The organism is Limisphaera ngatamarikiensis, from assembly GCF_011044775.1.
GTDB lineage: Bacteria > Verrucomicrobiota > Verrucomicrobiia > Limisphaerales > Limisphaeraceae > Limisphaera > Limisphaera ngatamarikiensis.
This window is the reverse complement of the sequence record NZ_JAAKYA010000078.1, coordinates 8,911-26,944: the sequence shown is the minus strand read 5'-3', so window position 1 is coordinate 26,944 and position 18,034 is coordinate 8,911. Positions and strand designations below refer to the sequence as shown.

The following is an 18,034-nucleotide window of genomic DNA, read 5'->3' as shown; positions in this document are numbered from 1 at the left end:
CTCGTTTAGAGACTCCTCCGATTCGAAAACATCGTTTTGCACCCCGCCCCAACGGCTGGCTAAGGATTCAGGTGTGCAAGACCCCTATTGATTTTTTTCGGGATGGTGTGCAATATATGGGCGTGAGTCGGGGCGTAGCGTAGCCTGGCTAGCGCGCTTGTTTCGGGTACAAGAGGTCGTGAGTTCAAATCTCACCGCCCCGACCACTTCTTTTTTGCCTTGATTTCGAGCCCTTCTCGTGCGGTCGGGACACTCGTGCGCCCGGTTGTCGTCGTGCCGTGCCGGCATCTGCGTGGGGAGGCCGATGTGAGCTGCCGGCGGGGAAGGCGATCCACCCGCCGCATGAACAAAAGCCTGCAGGGGCCCAACCGTTGACGCCTGCCGGGTTGCGCGTGCGTGCCGGTTTCACTAGGTTGCCGGGGGCAGACATGAAAGTGTACATCAACGGCAGGTTTTACCGGGAGGCCGAGGCCAAGATTTCCGTCTTCGATCACGGGCTGTTGTACGGCGACGGAGTGTTTGAAGGCATCCGGGCCTACAACGGCCGCGTGTTCCAACTGAAGGAACACATCGATCGGTTGTATGCCTCGGCCCGGGCGATCCTGTTGGAGATTCCGATGTCGCCGGCGGAGATGACCGAGGCGGTGCTGGAGACGTGCCGGCAGAATCGAATCCGGGACGGTTACATCCGGCTGGTGGTCACGCGCGGGGTGGGGACATTGGGATTGAACCCTTACAATTGCAAGCGGGGTTCGGTGATCATCATCGCCGGGCGGATCCAGCTCTACCCGGAGGAGTTCTACGAGAAGGGGCTTTCGATCATCACGGTGCCCACCACACGAAACCTGCACAATGCGGTGAACCCGGCCATCAAATCGCTCAACTACCTCAACAGCATCCTGGCCAAGATCGAGGCCATCAACGCCGGGTGCGAAGAGGCGGTGATGCTGAACGCGGAGGGGTACGTGGCGGAATGCACCGGGGACAACCTGTTCGTCGTCCGGGACGGCGAACTGCAGACGCCGCCGCTTTCCGCCGGGGCATTGCGCGGGATCACCCGGCGGGTGGTGATGGACCTGGCGCGAGAACAGGGTTGGCGGGTGAGCGAGCCCAATCTCACCCGGTACGACCTGTTCACCGCGGATGAATGTTTTCTGACGGGCACGGCCGCCGAGATCGTCCCCGTGGTCAAGATCGACGGCCGGATCATTGGCAACGGCCAACCCGGCCCCGTCACCCGCAAATTGATGGAGTTGTACCGGACCTTGACCCGGAACTCCGGCGAGCCGATTTATCCGGGACGGGTATGAAATGTTGCCTGTGCAAGGAACGCGAGGCCACGGTGCATCTGACGCAGATCGTGGGGGACAAGGTCCAGAAACTGGACCTGTGCGAGGAATGCGCCCGTAACAAGGGCGTCAATGATCCCACCGGGTTCTCGCTGGCCGACCTGTTGCTGGGGCTGAGCGGATCGGAAGAGCCGGAGCCGCCCGCCAAGAAGGGCGAGCTGCAATGTCCGCACTGCGGCTTCACCCAGGCCGAGTTCAAAAAACTGGGCCGATTCGGTTGCCCGGAATGCTACCAGACCTTCGCCGAGGGCCTCGATGACCTGCTGAAAACCATGCACAAGGGCACACGGCACGTGGGCAAGGTGCCCGCCGCCTACCGGGGTGTGGAAGACATGAAAAAGCGGCTGGAACGGCTCCAACAGGAGCTGGCCCGGGCCGTGCGCGAGGAGAATTTTGAACGGGCGGCCGTGCTGCGCGACGAGATCAAACAACTCCAGGCACGACTGGCCGCCCCGGGAGGACGTTGAGCCCATGGACCTGAAGGAATTCCTGGCACCGCCCTCGGAAGTGGCCCGCCGCACCGGGCCCCAGGACCGGATCGTGTTTTCCAGCCGGGTCCGCCTGGCCCGCAACCTCCGCGGCTTTCCCTTCCCCGGCTGGGCCAAGAAGGCCGACCGCATGCAGGTCTACGAAAAGGTGGCCGGAGCCGTGGCCGGCTTGCCGGCGCTGGCCGGCTGCTTCTGCGACACGCTGGACAAGCTGTCCGCGCTGGAACGCCAGCTTCTGGTGGAACGACACCTCATCAGCCGCGAACATGCGGCCCGCACCGGGGGCGGGGGGGTGGTGCTCAACCGTCAGGAAACCCTCTGCCTCATGATCAATGAGGAGGATCATCTCCGGATGCAATCGCTCCGGCCGGGCCTCCAGCTGCGGGAGGCCTGGGCCGAGCTGGACGCGCTGGACTCGGCTTTGGAATCGCATCTGGAGTACGCCTTCAGCCCCGAGTACGGATACCTCACCGCCTGCCCCACCAACGTCGGCACCGGCATCCGCGTCAGCGCCATGCTGCATCTGCCCGGCCTGGTATTGACCGAGCAGATCAACCCCGTCATCCAGTCCGTCAACAAACTCGGCCTGGCCGTCCGCGGCCTTTACGGCGAGGGCACCGAAGCCCTGGGCAACGTGTTCCAGGTCTCCAACCAGATGACCCTGGGCGAGTCGGAACAGACCATCCTCGAAAAGCTCGACAAGGTCCTGCGCCAGATCATCGAGTTCGAGGAAAACGCCCGCACCACGCTGGTCGAAAAAAACCCGAAGATGCTCTTCAACCACATCGGGCGGGCCTACGGCATCCTGGCCAACGCCCACATCATCGCCTCCAAGGAGGCCATGAACATGCTCTCCCTGATGCGACTGGGGGTGGACCTCGGCATGTTCCCCGGTGTGGACCGCTCCCTGACGGACGAATTGTTCCTTCTCATCCAACCGGCGCACCTGCAACTGCTGCATCAGGAGAAACTGCAGGCCGAGGAACGGGACATCCTGCGCGCGGACCTGATCCGGAACCGGTTGCGGTCGGTCAGCCGCCCCGGCCCGCCCTTGCCCGCCGCCGGTTCGAGCGCTTGAACCGGGCCCGACCTCAGGGCGCCACACCCCACGCCGGCCGGACCACGGCCGCCGTCTCCACCGCCACCCCACCCCCGCCAGCGTCGCACTCGGGCCGCAACATCATCTCCGCCGCCGCATCCGCAAAACGGAGCCCCACCCGCGTCAACCGGAAGCGGTCCGGCTCGCACACCCCCCAGCCCCGTCGTTCCAGTTCGATCAGCTCCGACGCCCATTCCACCCGCAGATCAAAGCCGGTCCGGCGCCGGAACTCCTCGTAGGGCCAGCCGGCCACCACCCGCAAACCAAATGCAGCCGCCTCACCCGCCCGGGCCAGCGGCGACAGCGCTTCCCGGTACACCACGGGGCTGCGTCCCTGCTCAATGGCCTCGCACCAGGCGCGGGTGTCCGACACATTGCGCGTGCGCACCCCGCGCACATACGCCGTCGCGCTCGGTCCCAGACCGTGAAAGTCCCCGGCCCGCCAGTAGTTAATATTGTGCCGGCAGGCAAAGGCCGGAAACTCGCCCTCCAGACACGCCGGCGGCGGCTCCGGTGCACGGCGCTCCCGGGCAAAGTTGGCCACCTCGTACTGAAACAACCCGGCCTCCGCCGCCCGTTCCAGCAGGCGATCGTACTGCGCGCACACCAGGTCCTCGTCCACCGAGAAGGCCCCCGCCCGGAGCTGCGCAAACAGCGGCGTGTCCTCCTCGTAAATCACCTCGTAACAGGACAGGTGCTCGCTCCCCAGCGCCAGCGCCTCGGTCAGCGTGGCCTCCCAACTGGCCATCGTCTGCCCCGGAATCCCGAACATCAGATCCAGGTTGAGATTGTCAAACCCGGCCCGCCGCAACGTGTCCCACGTGCGAAACACCTGCTGCGGCGTGTGAATGCGGCCCAGCCGCTCCAACAGTCGCGGGTCCAGCGATTGAACCCCCAGCGAAATCCGGTTCACTCCGCCCTCCCGCAACAGACGGGCCTTGTCCGCCGACAGGGTGGCGGGATTGGCCTCCACCGTGAACTCGGCCACCGGGAGCCAACCCAGACGGTCCATCACCCGGAAGATCTCCTCCCAATGCCGCAGGCTCAACAGGGTGGGTGTTCCCCCTCCAAAAAAGATCGTGCGCGGCCGCAGGTCCGAAGCCACACGCTCCAACTCCCGCACCAACGCGCGCACGTAACGGTCCATCAACCCGCCCTCCGATGCCTCCGAATAAAACGCGCAGTAACTGCACTTGCGGGCGCAGAACGGCACGTGCACGTACAGGCTGGTCACCGGCTCCTGCATGGCCACCAAATCCAAGCGCTCCGGGCCGGACTCAGCTCGCCGCCCCGGCGGCCTGAGTCCCTTCCACCCCGCCGGGCGGCGCTGCAGCAGCCCCCTCGCCCACGAGTTGTTCGACCTGATGACGCACGGCAAACAGGAAACCCTTGACCGCCAACTCGGAAAACAGGAACGGCTTGGCAATGAAATCGGTGCCACCGCTGATGGTGGAGCTGGTGCGGGCCTGAAAGTCGTTGAGGCTGGTCACAAACACCACCGGCGTCCTGGCATAGGCCGGCAGCCGACGCAACCGCGCGCAAAGGGCAAAACCGTCCATGCCCGGAAGGTCCACGTCCAAAATCACAAGGTCAAACCGGTTTTCCCCGGCCAGGCGCAGGGCCGTTTCGGCGTCCTCCACCGCCACGGACCGGATCCGGGCCCGGTCCAGCGAATGAGTTACCGCCCGGCGGGCCAACGGTTCGTCGTCCACCACCAGCGCGGTGGCTTGCGGCAGCGTCTGCAGCTCCGGCAGATGACACCGATGGGCCAGCCACTGGAGGAAATCCACCACCGACGCCACCGTGCGCAGGGTTGAAACGGTCCAGGCCTGGGGTTTCCCCACCAGTTCCCGCAACAAACCCTCAAAAAGGTCCGCCACCTGGGCCATCACGGGAATCCCGGCCAGGCCCGCCCCACCGGCAAGCGCCCGGGCGCGGTGTTGCAGCGTCTGCAACTGTTCCAGGCGCCCGGCCGGGTCCGTGGCCCGATGCAGCGCCTGCACCGCCTGCCGAAACACCCCCAGGGTCTGAGGCAATCCCTTGAGGAAATCCCGGCGCAGCTCGGCCTGAAAATCTTCGGCACTGCCCGGATCCACCGACGCGGGAGCGGCCGGCGCGGGCGCCTCCCACCCTGCCGGTGCGGGCGCGCCCGGCGCCTTCGTTTGCAGCACACTCCGGATGGTGTCCACCACCACCTTGGGCGTCGTGCTGGATTTGGCCAGGCATTTGGTGGCTCCGGCCTTCCACGCCTCCTGAATCATCGAAGTCAGATAGGTGCCGCTGAGCACAATGATCGGCGTGGTGTGAAACTCGGGGTCGGCCCGAAGGGCACGAATGACCTCCACGCCGGTCAGCTTCGGCAGCAACAGGTCGAGCAGAATCACGTCCGGCTTGACCTCCCGCGCCCGTTGCAGGCCGGTCTCGCCATCTGCAGCCAGTTCCACCTGGAACCCCTCAAGGTTGAGCTTGTTCCGGTAGATGTTGGCGACGACGGAATCGTTCTCGATGAAGAGCACCCGGTTCATGAGACGGTGGATGACTGGGTGGAGGATCCCCGGGCCGCGAGCCAATCACGGACCTGCTGCTGGATCTGCTGAAACTCCTGTTCAATCTCGGCCAGCAACCGCGGCAGTTCCGACAAATCCCCCGCCTCCGCCCGGGCTTCCATGCGGCGGAGCATGGGGGTGATCCTCCGCATGCCGCAGGTGGCGCTGGCTCCGGCGCAACTGTGCGCCACGCGACGCACCTCGGCGGCATTGCCCGCGGCCAGCGCTGCCCGCAACTGGTTGAGCTGTTGCGTCGTCTGCTGCAGGTACAACGTCACCAGCTCCTGCAGGTTGGTCATGTCCCCCTCGGCAAATTCCAGCAAACGCTCGAAGTCCACCGAGGGATCGGGTTCCGGGGCCGCGGGGGCCGGATCCGCCGCAGCCGCCGCAGCGGTCGGCGCCCGGGACTCCTGAATGACCGGGCCCCAGCGTTCCACCACCCGGCGAATGTCCTCGGGCCGGATCGGTTTGGCCAGGTAATCGTCCATGCCCGCGGCCAGGCACCGATCCCGATCGCTCTGCATGGCGCTGGCGGTCATGGCCACAATGACGATCCGCCGGTCAAAATACGGCACGGGTTGCGGCGCTTTTTGCCGTTCGCGGATGGCCTGCGTGGCGGCCAGCCCGTCCATCTCCGGCATTTGCAGGTCCATGAACACCAGGTCGTAGGGTTGCCGTTCCAGTGCCGCCAGGGCTTCCAATCCGTTCAAGGCCACATCCGCCCGATACCCCAGTTGCTGGAGCAGGCGGAGCGCGACCTTTTGATTGATCACGTTGTCCTCGCACAACAGCACCCGCATGGGTAACCGCTGGGCGGTGGTGGGGTCGAGCTTGCCGGGCCGGGCCGGGCCGGACGCCGCCGGAGGCGCGCTGACGGCCGGTGCGGCCCAAAGTCGGACCAGGGTGTCGCGCAAGACCAGGGGCTTGGTCGGCTTGATGAGGCAGGCAGCAAAACGGGCCCCGGCAATCTCGGGCGCGTCCGCCTTCACACCCATGGCAGTCAACAAGATCAGCGGCATGGCGTCCACCCCCGGTTGCTTCCGAATCTGATGGGCCAGGGTCACACCGTCCATCTCGGGCATGCGCAGGTCCAGAATCACCACGTCGAATCGCTCGCCCTGTTGAATCCATTGCAACGCCTGCACCGGACTGGCAGTAGCGCGGGGTTCCATCCCCCAGCGCGTGGTGCACCGGACCAGTTGCTCCCGGCAGGTCGCATTGTCGTCCACGATCAACACCCGTCGGCCGCGGAGCAACTCCGCCCCGGGCGGCGGCGGCGCCGGCGGTGCGGGCGCCGGGCGCAGCGGCAGGGTGAAATGAAACGTGGACCCTTTCTGCACCACGCTCTCCACCCAGATCCGACCGCCCATGGCCTCCACCAGGCTCCGGCTGATGGCCAGGCCCAGACCCGTCCCCCCGTACTGCCGGGCCGTGGACGCGTCCACCTGACTGAACGACTGAAACAGCCGGGGGATCCGATCCGCCGGGATCCCGATGCCGGTGTCACGAACCGCAAAGTGCAGCCAGCAGGGCGCTTCGGCGGACGCCCCCTCGCCGGGCCCGGACAACAACCGCACGGTCAACACCACCTCACCCACATGCGTGAACTTCACCGCGTTCCCCAACAGGTTCACCAGGATCTGCCGGATCCGATTCGGGTCGCCCACCAGCATTTCCGGAATCCCGTCGTCCATCAGGTAGGTGAGCTCGAGTTTTTTCTCGGCCGCCTTGGCCGCCAGCACGTCCAGCGCCTCCTCAATGCAGGCCCGCAACGAAAAGGGACGCTGTTCCAGCTCCAGTTTCCCCGCCTCGAGCTTGGAGAAGTCCAGGATCTGGTTGATCAGGCCCAGAAGGGCTTCCCCGCTGGAGTGAATGGTTTCCACATAGGTGCGCTGTTCCGGGTTGAGCGGCGTTTCCCGCAACAGCGCGCACATGGCAATCACCCCGTTCATCGGAGTGCGGATTTCGTGGCTCATGTTGGCCAGAAATTCCGCCTTCGCCCGTGCTGATTCCTCCGCCGCACGCCGCGCTGCTTCCAACTCCCGATTGGCCCGGGTCAACTGATCCTGCAACCGTTTCGTCCGCAACACGGCCCGTATCCGCGCCCGCAGCTCCGTCGCTTCAAATGGCTTGGTCACATAATCCGATGCCCCGGCTTCAAACCCGCGGAGTTTGTCCTGCGGATTGTTCCATGCCGTGACCACCACCACCGGAATGTGCTGCGTCTCCGGCGACCCTTTGAGCTGCTGGAGCAGCTGGAAACCGTCCAGGTCCGGCAACCCCAGATCCAACAAAATCAACTCCGGCTCCCGCGCACGCACCCGCTCCAGGGCCTCCCGGGCCGTGGCGGCACATTCCACTTCAATGCCGTCGTGGGCCAGTAGACCCGACAAAACCTCGGGCAGCTCGGGATCATCCTCCACCAACAACACCCGCGCCGCCGGGTTTGCACCCGGGTAAAGCCCGGGCCCGCCCCATCCCGCAACTTCACCGGTCCGGTTCATGGCTCGCAAGCTGTGCCCTCCATTGAACACCAGGTTCCGTTCCGAGCCAACGGCATTCTGCGCCGACACGCCGTTCCCCGGCAGTGCTCCGTCCTGCCAACATATCGGCCAAAAGAACCGGGCCTTCAGGGCCACCAGCCGCAGCAAGCCCCAAAGGCCCGGTGAAAAACCGTCCGGCCTGTCTCAACCGGCGCCGCTCGAAGACTCCACCAACCCGAGCCAGCTCACCCGCGCCGGGTCCGGCAACAGGCCAGCAAGCCCAAACCCAGCCCCAACAGCGCAGCCGCGCCGGGCTCCGGCACCACCGCTATCCGCACCTGCCCCAATGCCTCAACCGCCGCGGGATCCGCGTTCGGCCCGGTCAACATGAAGCCGAACTGCACCACGTTCCCCGCCCCAATCGGCCGCGACACCAAAAAGGGCGAGCCCGAACTCAGCGGCGCGGTGCTCATCCCCACCCAGCCGTAGCTTGAGGTGAATTCCTTGATGAACGCCACCGCGCTGTAGGGCGACACCAGCGTGTTGTCCACCGTCTGACCGGAGAACGTTACGGTCTGGCCACCCCAGGCCGTTCCCATGTCCACATAAAAATTCGCCTCCAGCCATTTGTTGGGTTGGCCGCCGGGAGTCACCCAGTACGGGTCGCTCGGATTCCACGTGCTCGTGTTGGGCCTCAAAACCAACTCCGACCCGGACCAGGTCGCCGGCAGGTCGCTCACCCCCCAGGACGAACCCCACAGGTAATTGCCCTGACTGTTCCCGCCAACCAGGTCGTACACGTTCATATATCCCAGCCACGTCAGCGAGGGATCCACCGAACCGGTCTGGTCTGCGCAAACGCGCAGGCTGGTGAGGGACAAAACGCCGGCCACCACAGCCGTCGTGGTCACGTATCGCAGGGCTTTCATGGTTCTTTCTCCGCGAGGTTCAGTTTTGTTGGTTGTAAGGACACACCCATCTCACCACCGCGAAAGACGTCCGTCAAGCCCTTCCGAAATCCGACTTCCGCCGTGGCACGGCAAACACGCCAGCAAACACCCGCCGGCGCCTCCGACGCCTCCGGCAGAAACCCGGGCTCGCCCAACCCCTGCTGCAGCGTCCCGAGACGGCGTGCCGGGCCCGGACCTCCACTCCACCCCGGCAGGCCAACGCCGAGCTCCCATGAACCGGCTACCCGCAGCCCACCCACCGGGGCCACACCCGTTCCCACCCCACCGGCTCCCCCACGACGGCAAGAATTGTTGCAGGATGGGCAAAGGCCGCAATGCCACCCCACCGGCCCTCATCTACCGTAAAGGCGCTGGAATGAGAGGTCGCAGCACGTTTCCGGTGCAGGTCATCGGGAAGACGGCTTGAACTGCGACCCTCGTCGGCTTGCAACCGGCAGCTCGGCCCTCGGAGTCGGTGACCGGGCAAACCCCGGCGACAGGGAGGAAATACGGGCAAGGCCAGAGCAAGCCGGCACTGCGAATCAAAGGTCCATGGAACCGCAAGTCACAGGTGAGCCACAGCCCCGGACCGGCAATCCACCGTTGATCCGCAACTGGTGGAGCCTGACCGGGCTTGTCATTGCGGGCGGAGCCCTGTTTTCCTTCCTGCTGCTGTTCATTCTGGACTCCCTGGCCCGATTTGGGAATCCGTACCTGGGGATTCTGACCTACCTGGTGGCGCCCGGGTTTCTTTTCCTGGGCCTTTTCCTCACTCTCTGGGGGATGTGGCGGGAACGCCGGCGCCGGCGCAGGGAGGGTGCCGGACCGACCCAGTTGGTCATTGATTTTTCACGACCCCGCGACCGCAGACGGCTGGCGTGGTTTGTGGCCGGTGCAGCCGGCTTTCTCCTGCTCTCAGCCGTCGGCAGTTACCAGACGTATCATTTCACGGAATCCACACAATTCTGCGGACAGGCCTGCCACACCGTGATGGAGCCCCAATGGACGACCCACCAACAGGGGCCCCATGCCCGGGTGGCCTGCGTCGAGTGTCACATCGGCCCCGGAGCCACCTGGTTCGTCAAATCCAAGCTCTCCGGCACCTACCAGGTCTATGCAACGCTGGCGGACAAGTACCCGCGTCCCATCCCGACCCCGATCAAGAACCTGCGGCCCGCCCGCGAAACCTGCGAGCAATGTCACTGGCCGCAAAAGTTCATCGGAAACCTCGACCGCACGTTCCATTACTTCCTGGCTGATGAAACCAACACGCCGTTTGTTGTCCGCATGACCCTGAAGGTCGGCGGCGGCGATCCCCGCCATGGCCCGGTCGAGGGCATTCACTGGCACGTCCACCCCACCAACGTGGTCCAATACGTCGCAGCCCGCTTTGAAAACGGACAGTGGGTGCCCGACCCCACCCGGCAGAGCATCCCATGGGTCCGGTTCGTAGATGGGCAGGGCGTGGTCACCGAGTTTCGCAAACGCGGGTTCACCAACGACCCGGCCCGATTCGAGATTCGCACCATGGACTGCATGGATTGTCACAACCGACCCGCCCACCAATACCAGGCCCCGACCCGGGCTGTGAACCGCGCCATGGCCCTGGGCCGCATTGATCCCAGCCTGCCCTGGATCAAATCCAACGCGGTCTACGTGCTGACGCTCGAGTACACCAACCGCACCGAAGCCCTGGAAACCATCGCCACATTCCTCGCCACCGCCTATCCACCCGACACCTACCCCGACCGCCAACCACAGGTGCGGGCCGCGATCGCCGAGGTCCAGGAAATCTACAGGAACAATTTCTTCCCCCACATGCGCGCCTCCTGGGAAAAATACCCCGTCAACAGCAGTCACATGTTCTGGCCCGGCTGCTTCCGCTGTCATGAAGGCGAACACACCACCGCCGACGGCAAACGTACCATCGTGAAGGATTGCAACGCCTGCCATTCGATCCTTGCCCAGGGCCACGGCGATGCGCTCCGTCAGCTCGCCCCGGAAGGCCTGCCATTCCAGCACCCCGGCGATGAAGTGGAAGGTGGCTGCTATGATTGTCACACGGGAGGTCTGTGAGTGCCGGTTCAACCCACCCGCCAAATCCGGCGGCGCCGGCCTGCGCCGACATGGGCGCCTGCCGGCGCTCCTCCTGACGATGGCGCTCGGGTGGCTGGGAACCCTCAATGCCCTCCTCGCGGGAACCGAGCCGGAACGCTTTTCCACCGCCGATTGTCTCGATTGCCATCTCGATCCCGGAACCACGCGCACCGTGGGCGGACGGGTGATCCCCCTGGTCTTCCCGACCAATGCATTTGCACAATCCGTGCACGCCGCCCTCGATTGTGTGGACTGCCATGAGGGGATCCCCGAACTGGTGCACCCCTCGCCGCTGCCACCGCCCAACTGCGGGAGCTGTCACGAAGCGGAAGCCAAACTTTACGCCGCCAGCATTCACGGCGTCAGCCATCAACTGGGTGCCAGCGCAGCGGCCCAATGCTGGGATTGCCACGGCTCCCACGACATTCGGCCCGTCCATGATCCCGGGTCCCCGGTCTTCAAGCTCAACCTGCCCCGCACCTGCGCCCGTTGCCACAGCAACCCCGGTCTGACCGAGGAGTACCGCATCAAATACCCCGAGGCCGCCAATCAATATCGGGACAGCATCCACGGACAGGCCCTCCTGAAACTTGGCCTGGTCGTGGCACCCTCCTGCAACGACTGCCACGGCGTCCACGACATCAAACGCAGCGTGGACCGTGACTCACCCGTGCACCACCTCAACGTGGCCCGCACCTGCGGCCGCTGCCACCTGGGCATCGAACAGGTGTACGAACAAAGCGTTCATGGGCGGCTCCTGTCCAGGGGCGACCGACACGCCCCGGTCTGCACCACCTGCCACTCGGCCCATGAGATCGAACCTCCGTCCGCCGGCCATTTCAAAGCCACCAGCGACCGGAAGTGCGGCCAATGCCATCAGGACAGGCTCCAACGCTATCACGAAACCTACCACGGCAAGGCCATGCAACTGGGCCGACCCAACCGCGCTCCGGATGTGGCGGCCTGTTACGATTGCCACGGTCATCACGACGTGCTGCCCGCGTCCGATCCCGCCTCGCGCCTCTCCGCCACCAACATCCTCAACACCTGCCGTCAATGTCACCCCAAAGCCACCCTCGGGTTCACCCAGTACCGGCCCCATGCCGACCCCATGGACCGCGAGAATTATCCCGTGTTGCATGCGGTCTTCGTGGGAATGACCTCGCTGGTGGTGGGCGTGTTCGTCTTCTTCGGCGCCCACACACTGGCGTGGCTGGTTCGCACCCTCTACCTCTACCTCCATGACTCCAAGACCTTCCGCGAAGCCAAGATCCGCACCCGCGAGGACGATGAATGGTTCACCCGGTTCACCCCGTTCGAACGCTTTCTGCATCTGTTGGTGGTCAGCAGTTTCCTGTTGCTCGTGCTCACCGGGATGCCACTGAAATTCTACTACACCGAGTGGGCGAAAGTTCTGTTCGGCCTCATCGGAGGACCGGACACCGCCCGGGTCCTCCACCGGTTCGGCGCCCTGGTTACCTTCCTCTACTTCGGCCTGCATCTGCTGTCGCTGCTCGGCAAGGCATGGCGCGGCCGACACAACCTGCGCGATCCGCAGACGGGACGCTGGCGCTGGAACCGGGTCCGCGAAGTATTGTTCGGTCCCGATTCCATGGTGCCCACGCTCCAGGACTGGCGCGATTTCATCGCCCACAACCGCTGGTTCTTCGGCAAGGGACCCAAGCCGCAGTTCGATCGCTGGACCTACTGGGAGAAGTTCGATTACCTGGCGGTGTTCTGGGGCGTGTTCATGATCGGCACCTCGGGCCTGATCATGTGGTGGCCGGACTTCTTCACGCGGTTCCTGCCCGGCTGGATCATCAACGTCGCCCTGATCGTCCACTCGGACGAAGCCCTGCTGGCCGCCGGATTCATCTTCACCATCCACTTCTTCAACACCCATTTCCGGCTGGAAAAATTCCCCATGGACACCGTCATCTTCTCCGGGCGGATCTCCAAGACGGAAATGCTCCACGAACGACGCCGTTGGTACGACCGCCTCCTGGCCACGGGTAAACTGGACCAGTTCCGTGTCCGTGACGACTGGGAGGGCTGGAAAGGCATCGCCCGAGGGATCGGCTACCTGTTCTTCAGCGTCGGTGTGGTTCTGCTCCTTCTGATCCTTTACGCAATGGGCACCCGATTGATCCATTAACCCGGGGGCTACACCCCACGGTCGCACCGTGCCGGACCCAAATCCGTCCGCCCCGCAGCCGCCCTGCAACGCCTCACTTCACAAAGGCCAGCCGGCCCCGCGGGAGCCCCTTCTTACAAGCCATCGTGAAATGCCGGGCCGTGGACCAACGCCGCACCGTGGAAACGTTGAAGCCACGGCATCAGAGAATCCGGCTGCGCTGAGGGCTCGGTCCGATGGGAAGCCTCGTTTCCACCCGCCGCCACCGGAACGGAGTCCCCGGACCGGGAGCGGCGGCAGGTCAGCCGCTTTCCGAAGCCCGCCCGTGAGTCGCCACCTGCAGGGCGCGCAAAAGGCACCGGGTCCGGACCCGGACCCGCCCGTCCAGCCCGGGTCCGGAGGCCTGGCAAATCTCTTCCGTGAAGCCTCGACGCATCAACCCGCGCCCCTTCATGGGAGGTCTCACACCCGGACCTCCGCGGGAGGACGAAACCGCCGGAGCGGGCAACCTCACGCAACACCCGCAGGAGAACCCGGTCCAAACCAACCCTCACCACCAGAGGGCCGGAATGCCCCCGGTGGCCCGGCCGACGGTGGTGTGAACCCCACGAACCGGATTCCGCGGTGGGCGCACAGGAACGGCACGAGTTGAGGCTTCGGGCAGGCTGCGCTCGACCCAACCCGTCGCGGCGGTGGCGCGCCCGCGGGCGTTCAGACCTTGGGCAGTTTCCAAGGTGGTCGGTAGGGTTTCGAAACCCAGCGCGCCAGCTCGGCGTCCAGAATCTGTTCCGTGTTCGGGTCCCAGCGAATCACCTTGCCGGAACGGACGGCTATATTGCCCAGATGGCAGACCGTGGCCGAGCGATGGCCCACTTCCACGTCGCAGATGGGAAGGTTTCGTGTGCGAATGCAGTCCAGCCAGTTCTGGTGGTGGTTCCGACTTTCGTAAACGCGCAGGTCGTTGTCGCCGATGGATTCCTCGAGGATTTCCTCCGGCCACGTCGCCAGCGCGCCGCGGTTGATGTACAACAGACCGCGCTCCCCTTCGAAAATGCAACCGGTGAACGTGTCCTTGTCATTCAGGATCAGGCGCGCCTCCTTTTCCCGGTCCGGCAACAGATCCTTCACCCGGGCGCCGGGGCTGCGGCACTCGACGATCACGCCGCTGGCATACCGGTACGTCACGGCGAAAGCCACGGGAGTCTCAAACCGCTTTTGGGGATCGTACTCGCCGGAGCCGCGAATCTCGACAGGGCCGGAGCCGTCCATGCCCAGACCCCATTGCGCAATGTCCAGGTGATGCGCGCCCCAGTTGGTCATCTGGCCGCCCGAGTAATCCCAGAAGAACCGGAAGTAGTAGTGGACGCGATGTTTGTTGTAGGGCCGCCAGGGGGCCGGACCCAGCCAGAAATCGTAGTCGAGTTCGGGCGGCGGGTCCGAATCCGGCACCGGCGCTTCGTTGGTCCAGTTGACGCCGGTCAGGCCGACCAGGACCCTTCGAATGCGCCCCAGCCGTCCGTTGCGAACCAGCTCGACCGCACGACGGAATCGCGGGTCGGATCGTTGTTGGCTGCCGGTCTGAAGCACCCGCCCGGTGCGCCGCACCACGGCCCGCAGCACCCGGCCCTCTTCAATGGTCAGCGTCAGAGGCTTCTCCACGTAGACGTCCTTGCCCGCCTCACACGCGTCAATGGCGGGCAACACGTGCCAGTGATCGGGCGTGCTGATGCAGACCGCGTCAATGGATTTGTCCTCCAGCAGCCGACGATAGTCGGAATACGCCGCCGGTGTGCGGCCGGTGGCCTTTTCCACGGCCTTGACGGCGTTTTCCAGGTGGTTCTTGTCCACGTCGCACACGGCCACCGCGTTCTTGATCAGCGCACGGAGATTGCTCATGCCGTGGCCGCCGGTGCCGATGAATCCCACGCGGATAAACTCCGAGGGGTTCTGCCCCGTGGCGGCCCGGGTGCGGTTCAGAAAGATATTTGGGAGGGCCAGCCCGGCAGCCACCCCCAAGGTGCCCTGCCCGGCGGCTTTCAGGAACTGACGACGGCTGAGTCTTCGCCCATTCTTCATGAGACCCTTATGGAGCCGAAACCGGCCGGAGTCAATCGAACGAAAGGCCGATTTTCTGCCGAAACCCTTGCGATCACCGCCGGCCGGCACACTACAGTCCCCGGGCCGGCCGCGTTTCAGGGATTCACAGCCGGTTTCATCCAACCCTGCATCTCCAGCCAGTCGGCAAACCGCTCAATCCACCGGTCGGTCGGCAGGTTCTGTTTGCGCATGCCGAACCCGTGTCCACCGCGTGCGTACAGGTGCAACTCGGCCGAGTGCCCGGCTAGGGTCCAGTCCTGGTAGAGTTCGACACTTTGCGGAGCCAGCCGAAGGGGATCGTCCGTGGCCGCCAAAATGAACATCGGCGGTGCGTCCGCGGGCACGCCCCGTTCCCTCGGCACCCACTGATACGCCAGGTAAATCGGCGCAACGAAATCAGGTCGGCTGGTGGACTCATAGTTGTAGGCCACGGCGGCAGCCACGGTGCCCCCGGCGGAAAATCCCATGATGCCCACGCGCCTGGGGTTGACCTTGTACTCGGCGGCATGCTGGCGGACGTGTCGGACGGCGGCCAGACCGTCGGCCATCGCCAGCTTCACCACCGGTGCCACCACGGCGTCCAGCGGTCCGCGCGTCATGACCTCGCGGGTGGGATCGTCGGTCTCGCATTTCACGAGGCGATACTTCAGGACGAACGCCGAGACACCGCGGGCGGCCAGCCAGCGCGCCACATCAAACCCCTCACTGTCAATGGACAAGGCGAAAAACGCGCCCCCCGGACAAATGATCACCGCGGTGCCGTTGGCCCGGGACGGTTCCGGAGCAAACCAGGTGAGAGTCGGACGTGAAACATTGAACACAATGCGGGTGTTCCAGAGATTGGACGTGTTTTCCCGTTCCGTGTGCGTCCAATTCTCCGAACCCGGAGCAGGCCCCTCATACAGCGGAATAACCCTGTCCTGGGCGGCCAACGTCCCCGCCACCATGCCGATCGTGCAGATCCATCGTCGCCACATGAGCCCGTGTTGATTCGCTGGTTGTCGGCGCAAAGCGGTCCCGCAGGTCCTGTCAACCTTACGGCACCCAACGCGCCCGTGCTTGACATGTACCGTGCTGATTCAACCCCGGACAGGCCCGGCTGACCACTCCGAAATTGCAAGGGGACCGGGTCGGGTCCAAATCATCACGCAGCCCGGTTTCTCGAGCCGGCGGAGGTGCAGTCGCATCGGCCCGCCGCCCGGCCCGGCGCACGGGTTTCTCCGGCCCTTCTCAGGGCCTCTCCGGCTCCGTTTTCAGCAGGTGACGTCGGATGAGCTCCCAGGCCGCACGGTCGCAACCCCGTTCGGCTCCGGGACCACCCGCATTGGACGCCACCATGACCGCAAAGTCGCGCGCCGGGGCCATCCATATCACAGCAAAGAAGGTGGTGTTCGACCCGGCGTGGGTGAGGGCCTTCCCGCCGGCCCAGTCGCGGGAGACCACCACCCAGCCCAGCGCGCGCGTCTCGTCCCCCGCGGGCCGGTGGAGCCGGGCAAACACCTCGGGCGGCACCAGGCAGGCCTCACCCCGGGCACCCCGCAGATGACACTGAACATACCGCGCCAGATCGGGCAGGGAACCATGGACCGCTCCCGCCGGCGCGATGGCGGGTGGGTTGTCCGCACCGGGGCCGGGTGGGATCGGACGATATCTTTTCCCATCGGGCACATGCCCCCAGGGCTGGTCCTCCTCGCCCGGGCGGGCCGGCGGTCCAAACCCCGCCGACCGCATGCCCAAAGGCTCAAAGATCTCCTTCCGCATGAGGTCCTCCCAGGGCCTGTCGGCGACCTGTTCCAGCATGGCTCCGGCGATGGCGTACCCGGCGTTCGAATACAGAAATCGGGTTCCCGGCGGGGCCACGGGCGGCCGGCGCGTCACCTGGTCCAGCAAATACAGCCTTTGAAGCCGCGGCGGTTCTGAGCGATTCCACAAACGCGACCACAATCCACCCTCATCCAACGCAGCCGGCACCCCGGCCCGATGCGCCAGCAGTTGTTCCAGTGTCACGTTGCGGTAGCCGGGATCCAGACGGTCCGCGCGGTCCGGGAACACCTCCGCCAGCGTGGTGTCCCAACGAATTTTGCCCTGCGCCACCAGTCGGCCGGCCAGGGTCGCGGTCATGGATTTGGTAAGCGAGCCCAAATGATATTTGTCCTCCGGCGTTACGTGCGACTGACCGCCGGCACGACGTACACCGGTCGCGCCCACAGCAACAAGACGGCCCTGATACACCACCGCCGCAGCCAACGACGGCAAACCCAACTCCGCACGAATCGGCTCAAGCACGGACGTGCAATCTTCGGCCGGGGCCGCTGCAAGCCGGGAATCGGCACCGGCAGCAACATCCGGAACCGCGCCAACCCGGCCGGGCACCAGCGCAAAAAACCATCCAACCCACAAAAACCGCAGCCACCACATCCGGGATGAGCAGGCATCGCACATGAGCCGGAACACGCTAGCCCGGAGCGCCCCCCGCGGCAACCCATCGCCCGCCGCCAGGAATCCATCCGTTTGGAAACCGCCGTCGCGATCGCCGGTGGCTGCGCATGCTCAATGCCCCCTCGCAACGACACTCACCGATCTCATGACCCGGCCAATGCGATCGAAACGCCTTCCGAAACCCGCCGCCCCGCCCGACGCACCTTCCACAACACAACCAGGCACACCAAAAAGCCGCAAGAGACGCCACGTCCGGAAGTAGGTTTTGCAGCGAGACGGGAACGGGAAGGCTTCAACCCGAACGCGCACGCGCACGGCCCTCTTCGAAGGCTGCGGACAAATACGGCTTTTG

12 protein-coding genes and 1 tRNA gene are annotated in these 18,034 nt (G+C 65.0%); 6 read left to right on the top strand and 7 right to left on the bottom strand.

Translation table 11 applies throughout. From position 1 onward, the window contains the following. The first annotated feature begins 128 nt into the window (after nt 1-128). From G4L39_RS11570 to G4L39_RS11555, 4 genes are all read left to right on the top strand, one after another. A tRNA-Pro gene (locus G4L39_RS11570) sits at nt 129-206 on the top strand. A gap of 222 nt (nt 207-428) precedes the next feature. Further along, nucleotides 429-1,310 (top strand): branched-chain-amino-acid transaminase, encoded by an 882-nt coding sequence (ilvE, locus tag G4L39_RS11565; protein ID WP_165108343.1) that lies wholly within the window; start codon nt 429-431, stop codon nt 1,308-1,310. After that, nucleotides 1,307-1,816 (top strand): UvrB/UvrC motif-containing protein, encoded by a 510-nt coding sequence (locus tag G4L39_RS11560; RefSeq protein WP_165108342.1) that lies wholly within the window; start codon nt 1,307-1,309, stop codon nt 1,814-1,816. Before ilvE ends, G4L39_RS11560 begins: the two co-directional genes overlap by 4 nt. Nucleotides 1,817-1,820: 4 nt before the next feature. Further along, complete coding sequence (locus G4L39_RS11555) at nt 1,821-2,915, top strand: protein arginine kinase (protein ID WP_165108341.1); 1,095 nt, start codon at nt 1,821-1,823, stop codon at nt 2,913-2,915. A 13-nt stretch (nt 2,916-2,928) separates the two neighbouring features. Here G4L39_RS11555 and hemW read toward each other — a convergent pair whose 3' ends face one another. The 4 genes from hemW to G4L39_RS11535 form a co-directional block, all read right to left on the bottom strand. After that, on the bottom strand, nt 2,929-4,182 hold the full coding sequence (gene hemW / locus G4L39_RS11550) for a radical SAM family heme chaperone HemW (protein WP_165108340.1): 1,254 nt from the start codon (nt 4,180-4,182) through the stop codon (nt 2,929-2,931). 31 nt (nt 4,183-4,213) lie between these two features. Beyond that, the gene (locus G4L39_RS11545; RefSeq protein ID WP_165108339.1) at nt 4,214-5,461 is read right to left on the bottom strand and encodes a response regulator; all 1,248 of its coding nucleotides are present in this window, start codon (nt 5,459-5,461) and stop codon (nt 4,214-4,216) included. Then, a complete protein-coding gene (locus G4L39_RS11540; protein ID WP_165108338.1) occupies nt 5,458-7,986 on the bottom strand; it encodes a response regulator in 2,529 nt (842 codons plus the stop codon). Before G4L39_RS11540 ends, G4L39_RS11545 begins: the two co-directional genes overlap by 4 nt. A gap of 224 nt (nt 7,987-8,210) precedes the next feature. Further along, the gene (locus G4L39_RS11535; protein ID WP_165108337.1) at nt 8,211-8,894 is read right to left on the bottom strand and encodes a PEP-CTERM sorting domain-containing protein; all 684 of its coding nucleotides are present in this window, start codon (nt 8,892-8,894) and stop codon (nt 8,211-8,213) included. 573 nt (nt 8,895-9,467) lie between these two features. Here G4L39_RS11535 and G4L39_RS11530 point away from each other — a divergent pair. After that, nucleotides 9,468-10,991: a cytochrome c3 family protein gene (locus G4L39_RS11530; RefSeq protein ID WP_165108336.1), complete on the top strand. Its 1,524-nt coding sequence runs from the start codon at nt 9,468-9,470 to the stop codon at nt 10,989-10,991. Next, nucleotides 10,945-13,167 (top strand): cytochrome c3 family protein, encoded by a 2,223-nt coding sequence (locus G4L39_RS11525; RefSeq protein ID WP_165108335.1) that lies wholly within the window; start codon nt 10,945-10,947, stop codon nt 13,165-13,167. Before G4L39_RS11530 ends, G4L39_RS11525 begins: the two co-directional genes overlap by 47 nt. Nucleotides 13,168-13,857: 690 nt before the next feature. On the opposite strand, the gene G4L39_RS11520 is transcribed toward G4L39_RS11525, so the two are convergent. The 3 genes from G4L39_RS11520 to G4L39_RS11510 form a co-directional block, all read right to left on the bottom strand. Then, the gene (locus G4L39_RS11520) at nt 13,858-15,222 is read right to left on the bottom strand and encodes a Gfo/Idh/MocA family oxidoreductase (RefSeq protein WP_165108334.1); all 1,365 of its coding nucleotides are present in this window, start codon (nt 15,220-15,222) and stop codon (nt 13,858-13,860) included. A 116-nt stretch (nt 15,223-15,338) separates the two neighbouring features. After that, a complete protein-coding gene (locus G4L39_RS11515; RefSeq protein WP_165108333.1) occupies nt 15,339-16,220 on the bottom strand; it encodes an alpha/beta hydrolase in 882 nt (293 codons plus the stop codon). A 253-nt stretch (nt 16,221-16,473) separates the two neighbouring features. Next, entirely contained in the window at nt 16,474-17,529 is a 1,056-nt protein-coding gene (locus tag G4L39_RS11510) for a serine hydrolase (protein WP_165108332.1), read from the bottom strand. Nucleotides 17,530-18,034: the final 505 nt, after the last annotated feature.